Consider the following 13,391-nt stretch of genomic DNA (forward strand, 5'->3'; position numbering starts at 1 on the left):
GGTTTTGAATATGTTAAAAGGTATTCCTTCCATCCTGTCGCCGGAGCTTTTGAAGGTGCTAATGGAAATGGGGCATGGGGATGAAATTATTCTAGCGGATGGCAATTTCCCTGCTGCCAGTCATGCGAATCGTTTGCTGCGCAGCGATGGCCATGGCGTACCGGAAATGTTGGAAGCGGTTTTATCGTTATTCCCACTGGATACTTACAGTGAATACCCTGTAGCGTTAATGGCCAAGGTACCAGGGGATCAGGTGGAAACACCAATTTGGGAAGTATATGAAGAAATCATTCGTACCCATTCACTGCCACAAATTGAGCATGTGGAGCGATTCGCTTTTTATGAGCGAGCGAAGAAGGCCTATGCGATCGTGGCAACGAGTGAAAAAGCTTTATACGCGAATGTTATTTTGAAAAAAGGTGTTATTAGTGAGTAGTTTGGATTATCGATAACTCTAAAGGCAACCCTGTTTAAAGGCATAATTCCTATTATTCCCATACATAACAAGGAGGATGAAATAAAAATGGCAAACAGTGATTACAGATGGAACCAGGAATTCCCGAAGATTGGGATCCGACCAACGATTGACGGCAGAAGAAAAGGTATTCGTGAATCACTTGAAGATCAAACGATGAATATGGCTAAAGCTGTAGCCGCTTTACTGAGTGAAACACTGAAATATCCAAACGGCGAGCCTGTAGAGTGCGTAATTGCTGACACCTGCATCGGAGGTGTAGCAGAAGCTGCAGCAGCAGCGGATAAATTCACGAAATCCGGAGTAGGCGTTTCCATCACTGTTACTCCTTGTTGGTGTTACGGAACGGAAACGATGGATATGGACCCATCCACACCGAAAGCCATTTGGGGCTTTAACGGTACGGAGCGTCCGGGTGCGGTTTACTTGGCGGCTGTTTTATCGGGTCATGCACAGAAAGGCATTCCGGCATTTGGTATTTACGGCAAAGATGTTCAAGATGCAGGTACAACAGATATACCGCAGGACGTTCATGAGAAGCTGATTCGTTTTGCTAAGGCAGGACTTGCTGCCGCTTACATGAAAGGGAAATCATACCTCTCAATCGGCTCTGTATCCATGGGGATTGCAGGATCAATTGTGAATGAGGAACTGTTCCAGAACTATTTGGGAATGCGCAACGAATATGTCGATATGTCCGAATTAGTGCGTCGGATTGATGAAGAGATTTTCGATCCTGAAGAGTATCAATTGGCGCTGAACTGGGTCAAAGAGAACTGTACGGAAGGCCCAGATAAGAATCCGCCTGAGATTCAAACAAGCCGTGAAAAGAAAGATAAAGATTGGGAAACCGTTGTGAAAATGTCCTTGATTGTCAGGGACCTAATGGTAGGCAACCCGCGTCTGGCTGACATCGAGTTCGGAGAAGAAGCGCTTGGCCACAATGCGATTCTCTCTGGTTTCCAAGGACAGCGTCATTGGACGGATCACTTCCCGAACGGGGATTTCATGGAAGCCATCCTGAACACTTCCTTTGACTGGAATGGCAAACGCGCACCTTATTTGGTTGCCACGGAGAACGATAGTCTGAATGGTGTTGCGATGTTATTTGGTAATCTGTTGACGAATACAGCGCAAATCTTCGCTGATGTAAGAACATACTGGAGCCCAGATGCGGTGAAACGAGTAACAGGGCACACACTTAGCGGTGCAGCCAAGGACGGAATTCTTCACTTGATTAACTCCGGACCCGCAGCGCTGGATGGCACAGGCGAACAAAGCCGCAACGGCAAGCCAGTCATGAAGCCTTACTGGGAAATCACGGATGAAGAAGTGACCAAGTGCCTGGAAGCAACTTCTTGGCGTCCTGCATCCGTTGAATATTTCCGCGGAGGCGGGTATTCCACGGACTTCCTTACCAAAGGCGGAATGCCGGTCACGATGTCTCGCATCAACTTAGTAAGAGGCTTAGGTCCCGTGCTTCAGTTGGCAGAAGGCTACTCCGTTGATCTGCCAGAGAATGTGCATCAACAGCTGGATGATCGCACAGATTCAACATGGCCGACGACTTGGTTTGCTCCTATTTTGACAGGTGAAGGCTCATTTACCGATGTTTATTCGGTTATGGATAACTGGGGCTCTAATCATGGATCCATCAGCTATGGGCACATCGGTGCTGACTTGATTACACTTGCTGCTATTTTAAGAATTCCTGTGTCAATGCATAACGTAGCGAAAGAACACATTTTCCGTCCTCGGGCTTGGAGTAATTTCGGCACATCAGATCCAGAGGGCGCTGATTTCAGAGCTTGCAGCAGCTTCGGGCCTTTATATAAATAGTTGCAATTGCACGAATTGAGGTGACTCTGGTGGGGACTAACCATTTGAATATGCTAGCCGTAGATTTCGGAGCTAGCAGCGGCAGAGGAAGAATACAAAGAAATTCAAGGTTTAGAAAGCGAAGCTTACCGAGTGAATTTATTGCAGCAAATGAAATAATAGAGTTGTCTGGTATATCCGCTCTCATCACAATTGATGGGGGCGGTTTTTATTGCAACAATGCTGCCTTATTTCCATCTAAAGAGCTACTCCTCACTATTCGGAACATTAGACACAAAAACCGTAATACAACACATGTTCATACTATTTGTTGTACAATAAAATGGAATTGATGCATAAAAGGATAGCGAGGTGGCCGCATGGTTAATATTTTGGTTGTTGATGACGAGCCGATGATTTGTAAGGGTGTGGCTGCCATTTTGAAACAGTCGAACCTAGACATCGCTGAGGTGTTTATCGCATATAACGGTTTTGAAGCGTTGGATTTTATACATTTGGAGAAAATCGATCTTGTTTTTACGGATATTCAGATGGAAAAGATGAACGGGATTGAATTGATTGAAAATATATTTATGGAAGATCCAACGATTCCAATCGTCATTTTATCCGCTCATGGCGAGTTTGAATACGCCCAGAAAGCGATCCGTTTCGGAGCCAAGGAATATTTGGTCAAGCCGATAACGCCACCCCATCTCATTTCGGTAGCAGCTAAGTTGTTGGGAGAGAAGGAAGAGAAGCAGCGGCATTTCTCGAATTGGGAGAGCAGCCGAACCCTGTCTGAGCATACGTCTCTCGAGATGAACTATTACTTGAATGAGCTTGTCACAGGAACGGTTCATGAGTCCGAAGTACCTGCTATTATGGAGAAGCTGGGAAGCCGAATGAAGGGTACGCATTACAGCATGTTAGTGATCAAATTATCCCTAGATCGAGGCGGCATTCATGATCAGGAAATATCGACATTGAAGGACCGTAGTCTTCTGAAGTACGCCGCTTTGAATATTATTGAGGAGACCGCGATTCAGTGGTGCCATCTCGTTTTTAATACGCATAATTCTACCTTTTCCTTGCTGCTGCAAATTCCAGAAGAGGAGATTAGGGGTTCTCAGAGCATTAACCAATTGTTGATGGTGGCCCAGATGATTCATACGAATTTGCAAAAATACGTCAATGTCAAATGTCAGATTGGGATTAGCCGTATTCGGGAGAGTGTCACACAAGCTGCCTGTTATTTATCAAGAGGCTCTGGAGAGCTTGGCTTGGAGCGAGACGCACAAAGGGCATCACATGTTCTACATTGAGGATATCGGGAAAACGACGAACGAACAAAATTTGACAAATACGCAGGTTGACGAAGCTAATAACCGAATTGTATATGAGACGAAAACCTACATTGAAGGGCATTTTAGTGATAAAGGCCTAAAGCTTCAAGATATCGCCGATGCTGTGCATTTGAGCCCTAATTATTTGAGTTATTTGTTTAAAAAAGTGATGGGAATCAACATTTGGGACTATGTGACCAAGCTTCGTATGGAAAAAGGGAAGCAGTTGATTTTGACTACGGACAAACGCAGGTACGAAATTTCGGAAGAAATCGGTTACGAATCTCCAGAGCATTTTAGTAAAATATTTAAAAAACATTTCGGGTTGAATATTTCGGAGTTAAAACATACGGGTCCGTAACATGCGACATGATTAGCGTAACAGGACACATCGCCGCTCCTGGCGGTTCCCTTTATAATCGAAAGTGTAGAAACTAACATTTGATGAAACGATTCGAAAGGGGAACCAAACATGAAAGCTAAAAAGGCTTCAGCCATCAGTGCGATTGCACTGACCGTTTTACTCGCAGGATGCGGTACGAACAGTACCACGACATCAAGCACTCCTGCCCCAGCAAAGGAAACAGCAGCGCCTGCTGCCACAGCGACGCCTGCAGCCAAAAAAGTGACAATTACAGCCCAAGGCTTCAAGCCTGACCAGAAGGAAAAGAATGATCAGCTTGACCAGCGGATCAGCCGTTTTAAGGCGAAAACCCCGAATGTTGAATTCAAGAAGGACGACTGGCAGTATAACCCGCTGGAAATTGGGATCAAAATGGCTTCGAATAGCGCGCCAACCGAATATACGACATATGCAACAGAAGGGAAAGTGCTCGTCGACAAGAAATGGGTCGCTGACATTACCGATTCGATTAATGCTTGGGAGCATGCCAAGGATATGAATGATCTCCTTTCCAAACCGTTTGTGGTAAATGGGAAAACGTATGGAGTGCCTATCGACGGTTATGTGATGACCATTACGTTGAATAAGAAGCTTTTCAAAGAGAAAGGCGTCGAACTGCCACCTATGGATTGGACGTGGGATGATCTGTTAACGGCTGCGAGAAAAATTAATGATCCTGCCAAAGGCATCGCGGGCTTTATTCCAATGGGTAAAGGACCGGAAGCAGGCTGGAACTGGACGAATTTCCTTTACGCAGCTGGCGGTGATGTGCAGAAGCTCGATAACGGTAAAGTCGTAAGCGTATTCAATTCTGATGCTGGTGTGAAGGCGCTTGAATTTTATAAAAAGCTAAAAGACGAGAACTTAATTCCACAGAACTGGGCCTTAGGTTATGGCGACGCATTGAGTGCATTCTCCCAAGGACGCGGTGCGATGGTGATGTGCGGAAGCGGCAACGCAGCAGATGCTGCGATCAATGAGGGCGGTATTAGCAAAGAGGACATGGTCGTATATCCAATGCCTTCGATCACGAAAGGCGGCAAACATACGGGCGTTCTTGGCGGTAACTATCGCGTTATCAATCCGAAGAGTGACAAGGAACAACAGCAAATAGCTTTCAAATGGATTACGGATGAGTATTTCACAGACGATTTCTTAAATTCCACGAAAAAAGAAATCGAAGACCGTAAAGGTAAAAACCGTGTCTACATTCCACAACCGATTAACTACTGGAAGGATTCCTCAGATTTCGGTAAAAAGTATACCGATTTACTGGCCAAATATGACAACGTGTTTAAATACGACCCACAATTGCTAAGCCTATGGGACGGTAAGCCTGAAGCGCAGTATGAAGCACAGAAATATTATACCGAGATGGCCAATGTGATCCAAAAAGTGTTCACAACCAAAGACGTTGATTTGAAAAAGACGTTGGCGGATGCATCGAATAAAGTGCAAACGGAAGTATTTGACAAAGTGAAAGTCGAATAGCACCGAACATCGGATCTAAGCCGTTTATCGGTTTAGGTCCGATTTTATAAGGAGTGTTCAAAATGGATGCGGAATTGCGTGTACGACCTGTCGCAGCGAGTAGTACGGTGAAGAAGAAAATCAACTGGTATTTGTGGGGGACGCTGTTTGTCCTTCCAGAAATCGTGTTATTTATCGTTTTTTTATGGGTGCCGATTTTTAAAGGGATTTTCTACAGCTTTTACAATATTGATTTTGTTGATGGCAATCATTTCATTGGTTTGGCTAACTATTTGAGTATTTTTCAAGATGGACTGCTGCTCACCTCGATTAAAAATACGCTGTATTATATGGGCTTAGGTGTCGTACTCGGTTTCTGGGTACCGCCGCTTATCGCAATCGTCGTTTCCGAATTGAAATGGTTTCAGGGGGCAGCCCGTATAATTGGCTATTTGCCAAGTGCTGTTCCAGCCATCGTTCTTTATGGGATGTGGCAGTGGTTTTTTGATGCGGTGGGCCCGATTAACAGCCTTTTACAAACGCTCGATATCCCCAAAGTGGAGTTCTTCAGTCCGAAGATGGCCATGGGCTCGATCGTTCTGCTTGAAACGTGGCAAAGCTTTGGCGCAGCCACTCTCATCTATATCGCAGCTGTCGTGGGTATTCCGAGGGACATTTACGAAGCCGCTGAGATCGATGGCGCCAGTGTCTGGCAGCGTATCCGTCATATCACCTTGCCAAGTATCAAGACATTGATGCTGCTGCTGCTTCTCTTGCAGTTGATCACCACATCACAGGGCTTTCAAGCGCAATTATCGATGACCGACGGGGGACCGAATAATGCGACGCTTACGTACCTGCTGTGGATGAATCATACGGCGTTCCGTGATCTTGATTTTGGGAAAGCGAGTGCAATGGGCAGCTTGATGTTTTTCGTTTTAATTTTACTTTCCGTGTTATACAATCTGTTGCAGCGTAGAGGTGAGAAGGCATGAAGCGGGATGAACGTGGCATTATTTCGTCCTATGATATGAAAAAAGGCTCTGTGAAAGCCGGTTACACCTTCATGGTGCTGCTGATGATCGTCATTGGCATTACAACGTCATACCCGTTTTTCAATACTTTTTTTGGTTCACTCAAAACACGGGAGGAATTCTTTGCCTTTCCACCGACCTTTTTTCCGAAAAGCTGGATATGGACCAATTACAATGACGCGTGGAACGGGTTCGATTTGCCCTTACTGACTTTCTTGAAGAATACCCTATTCATCTACATGGGAAATGTCGTGTGTTCGCTGCTGCTAATTGGTTTAGCGGCCTACGCGCTGTCACATTTGAGGGTACCGTTCAAGAGATGGGTGACGCTCTTCTTCTTGGCTACTCTGTTGATACCGCCTGCTACTTACATCGTTCCTAACTTTATGAACCTGAAAAGCTTGGGCATGATCAATACGTACTGGGCTTTCTGGCTGCCGGCTGCAGCGAATGCTTATTTCATGCTTCTGCTCAAAAACTTCTTCGATGGCATCCACAAAGAAATTCTGGAAGCAGCGCGAATCGATGGAGCGAGTGAATTCAAATCGTTCATTAAAATTGCTGTTCCACTCTCTACACCCATAATTGGGACCCTGCTGATTCTGTCTTTCTCGACAACATGGAACGATTTCTACTGGCCTAGTATTGTGATGACAGAAAAGGAGATGTACCCGCTTGCCACAGGGATTTATCGGTATGTGGTGTACTCAACATCGGTTATTCCATGGAGTGTGCGGTTCGCTATCTTGACGATGGCGATGCTGCCGCCGGTTGTGTTTTTTCTCATTTTCCAAAAATTTATCATACGCGGGTTAACCGTTTCCAGTGTCAAAGGTTAGGTCAAAGAACGCCCCTCAGAATGCTTATTCTGAAGGCGTTTTCTTTTGCTTAAAGGAGATTGCGGTCATTGTAGCGAAGCTAAGTGTGCAGTGAGACGGCTAGGAGGAATAATCTCCGAGGATACGGCTTGAAAGGAAGGAATGTCGGCATGCGAAAAATGCTGAGTAATATGAATTTGATGAAAAAGTTGATCGTACTGCTCATCTTATTCGTCGTCATCCCGATATTGGTATTGGATTTATTTGTAGCTAAGAAGCTGGAGTCCATTACGGAAGAGCAAGTGGGGAACGCGCTGCTTCAGTTAGTGCGAGGAAGTCACTTGACGCTAGACAGAGAGAGCAGTGATTTTGAGGAAAAGACAGAGAAAATCATGATATCTCAAGAAATACAACAGCTTGCCAGCATCCCTTCCTCGTCGGAGTACGAACGATTTGAAATTTTTAAGGCCCTAGATAAATATTTGAACAACTATTCGACGAGTGCGGTTCGATATTCGCTGTTTTTTTCGGACACAGATAAGCAGTATTCGTTCGTCCCTAATCCCGATCTTCTGAACAATGGTATTTTTTATGCAACAGATTTGAATGCGCTATCTTGGTATAAAGATGTAAGTCAGGCCAGAGGGAAAGGGGTTATTCGTGTTATTGATAAATTCGGATACAACCCTAATAATTTGCAAACCGTTGCGTATATGCGCCAGTTAAATAGCATTTATAACGGGGAAAGTGTGATTGGTTATTTGGTTGTTTCTGGCATCGAGACACCGCTGCAGTTGGATTTTTCACCTTTTGACAAGTATGCTGGTGCAGAATTAATGCTGTTAAACCAAGACAATACGGTGCTCGCGACGAATACAACCAGCTTTGAGATCGGATCCTCGGTACATGTTCCTGCGAATCAAGTAGAGGGTGTTTATAAGTTGAAAGAGGCTGGACAAGAGTTCATGTGCGTTCTTCACACAAGTGAATATACGAAGACGAAATTGCTCATGCGAGTTCCTGTTCAGTCGATTATTATCGATCATATTAGTGTGCAGCGATTGGTTGATTGGATAATGTTTATTTATTTCTTTATCTTGATTTTGGCGAGTATATACTTTATCCAGTCGATCTTGAAACCGATCTCTCGATTAGCCCGCATCACGAATTCCTATCATCCAGGTAGACCCTTGGCTATTTCCTTACACTCAGATAGCAAAAATGAGATTGTTTTGCTCAATAATCATTTTATACGCATGACCGATCGCTTGAATCAAACCATTTATGATCAATATGAACTGGAACTAAAGCATAAGGAGATTGAATTATCCATTCTGCATACACAAATTAATCCGCATTTACTCTACAACACCTTGGAATCTGTGTACTGGCATACGTTAATGGAAGGGGCAGCGGAGTCTGCTGAAATGATCAAGGATTTATCGCTAATTATGCGAATTGGACTGAGCAAAGGGAAGCTGTTAATTCCGGTAATGGAGGAAATCAATCATGCGGAGGCTTATGTTCGGTTGCAGCTATTCCGCTATGAATATGCCTTTCAAGTCCACTGGGATATTGAAGAGGGAGCGAAGCAGTTTGTCGTGCCAAAGGTCGTTCTTCAGCCGATTATTGAGAATGCGATTCTGCACGGCATTAAAAATATGAGCCAAGATGGGGAATTATGGATTTCGGTGAAAAGCGTGGATGATAAAGTCATCATCAGTGTGGAAGATAACGGTTATCGGCAGGCGGATATCGAGATGATGAATGGTATCCTGCAGGGGAAGGAAAGTAATCGAGGCTTCGGTATTATTAATGTTCAGAAGCGGATCCAGCTGCATTTTGGCGAAAACTACGGTTTACATTACAGTCTTAGAGAAGGTCAAGGTGTACGAGCTTGGATCGAGCTCCCAGCTGTTCTTGACGAGAATGAATTGAAATAGCCCCATCATCTGGGGCGCTGCCATTTCTTCCGATAAGCTAGAGGCGTATCTCCAGCACGGTCTTTGAACAAATTGATGAAATGACTGACATTGTCAATACCGACCCTGGCGGCTACTTCGGATACAGGCATATCGGAGTATTTCAAACGTTCCTTGGCGTGTGTCATGCGGATTAATATGAGATATTCATGGGGCGAATAGCCTGTATAACGTTTGAATTGTTTGGCCAAATGGTACTTGCTGACAGCATACTCATGGGCCAGCTGGTCCAGCGAAATCGATTCGATGAATCTATGTTCCAGCATTTGGCAAATGTCTTCGATGTAGCTGGGTTTCTCGGTATCGGGCATGGATATATTTTGCGCTGCCAGCAAGAGCTCCGTCAGGAGATCTACAAGCAGCTTGGACGAGATGAGTTCAGTGCGGGCACTTCGTTGCTGCTGGTAATGTAAGATTTGCCGCAGTACAGCGGGGATGATGGATTCAGGGTTCAGCTGCAGGACTGGCTCATCATTAGATGTAAACTGCTCATAGTAGCCAGATGTCGCGCTGCCATGCAGATGCACCCATAGAATTTCCCAAGGTTCAAGTGGATCTGTTTCATAATAATGATAATCTTCACAATGAATGAAGAACACCTGTTGAGGCTGAAGGTTATAGCTCTTACCTTGATATTTCAAGCGGCCTTTGCCATTGATCGTGTAAACGATAAGGTAGGAGTCCAGCTGTTCACGTTCTGTAAAGTAACCGGGCAACGTACGGAAATGGCCAATTTCTTGCACATAATAGAGGGTGGATTTGGCGAAAACAGAGGGGCTGGATATGAAGCGTATCGAGTCTTCTGACCAAGCTGTCGTGAAATTTTCTTTATAAGTTGTCATGCTGCATCACCTGCACAAGATTCTATTATTTTTAAACAAGTTTATTGGATGTTTTCTGTATTATAAGCCATTACAATGAGTTTATAAAGGTATTATTTTTATCTTATAAATGAATGGAGTGGTAGGGATGTCTGTATACCCAGCTATAAAAGCAAGCCAAAAACCGCGAATCGGATTTTATTCAGTGGGGCTCCGTGCCTATTGGGAACAGTTCCCTGGCCTAAAAGAACGGCTTGAGGAATACGGTCGATTCATTGAGAAGAGAATCTCTGAATGGGCTGACGTCTATTATTACGGGCTGGTAGATACGGAAAATGAAGGGCGGAAGGCAGGAGAGTGGCTGAATGAACGCCATGTGGATCTCGTATTCTGTCACACAGCGACTTATTCGACTAGCTCGACAGTACTTCCTGTTCACCAAATTTGCAAAGCGCCGACCGTGTTTCTGAATTTGCAGCCGACCTTGCGGCTTAATTATGATCAATCCACGACAGGAGAGTGGTTGGCGCATTGCGGGGCTTGTCCTGTGCCTGAGTTCGCTAATGTGTTTAACAGAGCGGGAATCCCGTTCCGAGTCGTAAATGGGGTACTGGGACTCGATTATACACCGGCAATTTCGTTAACGGATGAAGTGACACATAAGCGCCCAGAAGCTATTCGAGCATGGAGGGAGATTGAGGAATGGGTGAAGGCAGCCGGTGTACCTCGTACGCTTCAACATAGCCGGTTCGGCTTTCTTGGTAATGCGTACAGCGGTATGCTCGATATGTACAGCGACTTTACGATGATTTCGGCGCAGACAGGGCTGCACGTTGAGGTGCTTGAAATGTGTGATTTAGATCGCATGCTGCGGGAGGTGACACCGCAGGAGGTGAAAGCGAAACTGGCTGAGGTTCACGAGATGTTCCAGATCAGCGGCGACTCGCCTTCTGATCCGATCGCGAAGAAGCCTACGGATGAGCAGCTGGAGTGGTCTTGCAAAGTGGCGGCAGCACAGGAGAAGCTCGTTAGAGCTTACGATCTGGACGCCTTATCCTACTACTACCACGGTGCGTCGGGTGGCGACTATGAGAAGCTGCAAGGCGGCTTCATCGTTGGCCATTCGCTGCTTACCGCGCGCGGTATCCCCTGCTCCGGCGAAGGGGATCTCAAGACGGCCGTCGCGATGAAAATCAGCGACATCCTTGGCGTCGGCGGCAACTTCTCCGAAATCGTCGTCGTGGATTATATCGACGAGACGATCTTGCTGGGCCATGACGGACCGTTCCATATCGCGATTTCCGAAGGAAAGCCGATTCTGCGCGGCATGGGGCTTTATCACGGGAAGCAAGGCACGGGCGTATCCGTCGAGGCGAAGGTGAAGACGGGAGCGATCACGACGCTGAACGTGACGCAGACCGGCGATGGACGGCTGAAGCTGATCTCCAGCGAAGGCGAGTCCACGAGCGGGCCGATCATGAAGATCGGCAACACGCAGACGCCGGTGAAGTTCCGCGACCATCCAGACGCGTACATGACGCGCTGGTTCGCCGAAGCGCCGACGCATCACTGTGCGATGTCCATTGGTTATAATGCTTCCATGTTCCAGAAGGTCGCGGAGCTGATGAATGTGAAGCATGTGATGTTATGAAGTTGTAAAAACCCGCCATTGGCGGGCTTTTTAGTGAGCATCAAGTTTGATACTTGATCTTCGTTGCTTCATTCATCATAAGCCCGATACTTGATCTTCGTTGCTTCATTCATCATAAGCCCGATACTTGATCTTCGTTGCTGCACTGATGATAAGCTTGATACTTGATCTTCGTCTCGACATACCTGATAAACATACTATGTTGTACAACGTACAACAATTTCGTCTCGTTTCTTCACTATTAGCTGTCAAAGTTGTATTTCGTGCAACAATTTTGACTTGTTTTATGCTTTTGAGTCGTTTTGGGGAGAAAGAGTTGTATTTTCTGCAACAATAACGAGGAAAACGTGGATTCGTTCGTGTAATGTTGTAAAATTTACAACAATCGATACATAGGATGTGAGAAACGGTGTCCTACACTTACATCTGAGGACAAGAATGACGAAATAAGGGATCGTCGTTCCTCTTGCTTATGAAATCTGGTGGATTTTCAGTAAATAGCGCCTCCACGTTCCTCTAAGGGTCCACTCCACGGTAATCGGAGAAACTAGATAAATGGCCATTTTGTTCATTTCACATAGATACGATTAGTTTTGCGGCAAACCGGATTCAGCGTCCACACTCGAGTTATTATCGGTAAATTCCACATAATGATCGATCGTATCTAGAACCTGGCTTAGCTGCCAACGGCTGAAAACAACCTGATCTGAAGAAATCGCATTATAGGTACTTTCCTGTTTGCTAATTTTAAAGCCTCGGTAATTCTCATAAATGGTTCTCATTCTGATCTCTCCCTCGCTTGGATGTATATCTTAAACTATCATCAATCGAGTAATTTTGGTAGAGGTGTAAATTGATAGAAAATGTCTATTCCTGACTAATTGCATGTAAATGTGGTTAATTACTTCTTTCTGTTGTCAATACGGTGTGAATTGTTCGCTACACGGCTTTCCGTTTTGGCCGGAAATGCCTTTTGCATGTAAGTTAGCTATTTCAATTTAAAACGTTGACAAAAGATGGTTGGATTCACTATAATTCAAATACGACTAATTTCATCGGAATTAAATGGATCAACCAGACAACTGGAGATGCTTCGTCCTTAAGGGATGAATGCGTCTCTTTTTTACATTCTATATCCCAAGTGCTAGTTAATGCTTTTGATACAAGTTATTTTTAACACGATCTAGGAGGAATGGTATGAAAATTGAATGGACTTTTGTGATGAACAAACCTTGGACGATTGATCTTGTATTGGAATTTGTGACTATAGCTAATCGGTATTCGTGCAATATTTATGTGGGTGTAAGCGGGAAAATGCTGAATGCAAAGGGTTTACTGGGCATTGTTTCACTTAGTCTATCGCTGGGCAGTCACGCTGTTATTGTCTTGCAACTAGATGGCGTCGATGCTCAGGAAGCATTTGAAAAAGTGTCTGTGTACTTACAAAGCGAGGATCACCGTATACGAGAGGCCTATTCACATAGCTCATAGAAGGTGGAAGAATTCAATCGTTAGAGAGACAGTCAGGAGCAGTTCCGACTGTTTTTTGCTATTCTGTGCTTAAATATGTTACAGT

12 protein-coding genes are annotated in these 13,391 nt (G+C 45.0%); 10 read left to right on the top strand and 2 right to left on the bottom strand.

Translation table 11 applies throughout. From position 1 onward, the window contains the following. The first annotated feature begins 10 nt into the window (after positions 1-10). The 8 genes from fucU to ACBP55_RS15065 all read left to right on the top strand — a co-directional run bounded on the left by fucU (position 11) and on the right by ACBP55_RS15065 (position 9,304). Complete coding sequence (gene fucU, locus ACBP55_RS15030) at positions 11-436, top strand: L-fucose mutarotase (protein ID WP_464652609.1); 426 nt, start codon at positions 11-13, stop codon at positions 434-436. A gap of 87 nt (positions 437-523) precedes the next feature. Next, positions 524-2,314 (top strand): L-fucose isomerase, encoded by a 1,791-nt coding sequence (locus ACBP55_RS15035; protein ID WP_464652610.1) that lies wholly within the window; start codon positions 524-526, stop codon positions 2,312-2,314. Positions 2,315-2,673: 359 nt separating this feature from the next. Beyond that, positions 2,674-3,615, top strand: a complete 942-nt coding sequence (locus tag ACBP55_RS15040) for a response regulator (RefSeq protein WP_464652611.1) — start codon at positions 2,674-2,676, stop codon at positions 3,613-3,615. Beyond that, positions 3,602-3,997, top strand: a complete 396-nt coding sequence (locus tag ACBP55_RS15045) for a helix-turn-helix domain-containing protein (RefSeq protein WP_464652612.1) — start codon at positions 3,602-3,604, stop codon at positions 3,995-3,997. The genes ACBP55_RS15040 and ACBP55_RS15045 overlap by 14 nt, the downstream gene beginning before the upstream one ends. A gap of 111 nt (positions 3,998-4,108) precedes the next feature. Continuing rightward, positions 4,109-5,530, top strand: a complete 1,422-nt coding sequence (locus tag ACBP55_RS15050) for an ABC transporter substrate-binding protein (protein ID WP_029193627.1) — start codon at positions 4,109-4,111, stop codon at positions 5,528-5,530. 62 nt (positions 5,531-5,592) lie between these two features. Then, positions 5,593-6,504, top strand: a complete 912-nt coding sequence (locus ACBP55_RS15055; RefSeq protein ID WP_464652613.1) for a carbohydrate ABC transporter permease — start codon at positions 5,593-5,595, stop codon at positions 6,502-6,504. Then, on the top strand, positions 6,501-7,382 hold the full coding sequence (locus tag ACBP55_RS15060; RefSeq protein WP_464652614.1) for a carbohydrate ABC transporter permease: 882 nt from the start codon (positions 6,501-6,503) through the stop codon (positions 7,380-7,382). Before ACBP55_RS15055 ends, ACBP55_RS15060 begins: the two co-directional genes overlap by 4 nt. Before the next feature lie 149 nt (positions 7,383-7,531). Next, positions 7,532-9,304, top strand: coding sequence for a sensor histidine kinase (locus ACBP55_RS15065; RefSeq protein ID WP_464652615.1), 1,773 nt, complete (start codon positions 7,532-7,534; stop codon positions 9,302-9,304). A gap of 5 nt (positions 9,305-9,309) precedes the next feature. Here the strand turns inward: ACBP55_RS15065 and ACBP55_RS15070 are convergent, their stop codons facing one another. Further along, entirely contained in the window at positions 9,310-10,185 is an 876-nt protein-coding gene (locus ACBP55_RS15070) for an AraC family transcriptional regulator (RefSeq protein WP_464652616.1), read from the bottom strand. Between the two features lie 127 nt (positions 10,186-10,312). On the opposite strand from ACBP55_RS15070, the gene ACBP55_RS15075 reads away from it, so the two are divergent. Continuing rightward, positions 10,313-11,815, top strand: coding sequence for a hypothetical protein (locus ACBP55_RS15075; RefSeq protein ID WP_464652617.1), 1,503 nt, complete (start codon positions 10,313-10,315; stop codon positions 11,813-11,815). Positions 11,816-12,402: 587 nt separating this feature from the next. On the opposite strand, the gene ACBP55_RS15080 is transcribed toward ACBP55_RS15075, so the two are convergent. Next, complete coding sequence (locus ACBP55_RS15080) at positions 12,403-12,597, bottom strand: hypothetical protein (protein ID WP_464652618.1); 195 nt, start codon at positions 12,595-12,597, stop codon at positions 12,403-12,405. Positions 12,598-13,012: 415 nt separating this feature from the next. On the opposite strand from ACBP55_RS15080, the gene ACBP55_RS15085 reads away from it, so the two are divergent. Beyond that, positions 13,013-13,306 (top strand): HPr family phosphocarrier protein, encoded by a 294-nt coding sequence (locus ACBP55_RS15085; RefSeq protein ID WP_464652619.1) that lies wholly within the window; start codon positions 13,013-13,015, stop codon positions 13,304-13,306. The last annotated feature ends 85 nt before the right edge of the window (positions 13,307-13,391 follow it).

It is taken from the genome of Paenibacillus sp. WG02, assembly GCF_055396115.1.

Bases quoted from the DNA above. Each gene is read 5' to 3' on its own strand.
- ACBP55_RS15035 (WP_464652610.1), top strand. From the start codon at position 524: ATGGCAAACAGTGATTACAGATGGAACCAGGAATTCCCGAAGATTGGG.
- ACBP55_RS15070 (WP_464652616.1), bottom strand. From the start codon at position 10,185: ATGACAACTTATAAAGAAAATTTCACGACAGCTTGGTCAGAAGACTCG.
- ACBP55_RS15075 (WP_464652617.1), top strand. From the start codon at position 10,313: ATGTCTGTATACCCAGCTATAAAAGCAAGCCAAAAACCGCGAATCGGA.
- ACBP55_RS15060 (WP_464652614.1), top strand. From the start codon at position 6,501: ATGAAGCGGGATGAACGTGGCATTATTTCGTCCTATGATATGAAAAAA.
- ACBP55_RS15045 (WP_464652612.1), top strand. From the start codon at position 3,602: ATGTTCTACATTGAGGATATCGGGAAAACGACGAACGAACAAAATTTG.
- ACBP55_RS15085 (WP_464652619.1), top strand. From the start codon at position 13,013: ATGAAAATTGAATGGACTTTTGTGATGAACAAACCTTGGACGATTGAT.
- ACBP55_RS15065 (WP_464652615.1), top strand. From the start codon at position 7,532: ATGCGAAAAATGCTGAGTAATATGAATTTGATGAAAAAGTTGATCGTA.
- ACBP55_RS15040 (WP_464652611.1), top strand. From the start codon at position 2,674: ATGGTTAATATTTTGGTTGTTGATGACGAGCCGATGATTTGTAAGGGT.
- ACBP55_RS15055 (WP_464652613.1), top strand. From the start codon at position 5,593: ATGGATGCGGAATTGCGTGTACGACCTGTCGCAGCGAGTAGTACGGTG.
- ACBP55_RS15080 (WP_464652618.1), bottom strand. From the start codon at position 12,597: ATGAGAACCATTTATGAGAATTACCGAGGCTTTAAAATTAGCAAACAG.
- fucU (WP_464652609.1), top strand. From the start codon at position 11: ATGTTAAAAGGTATTCCTTCCATCCTGTCGCCGGAGCTTTTGAAGGTG.
- ACBP55_RS15050 (WP_029193627.1), top strand. From the start codon at position 4,109: ATGAAAGCTAAAAAGGCTTCAGCCATCAGTGCGATTGCACTGACCGTT.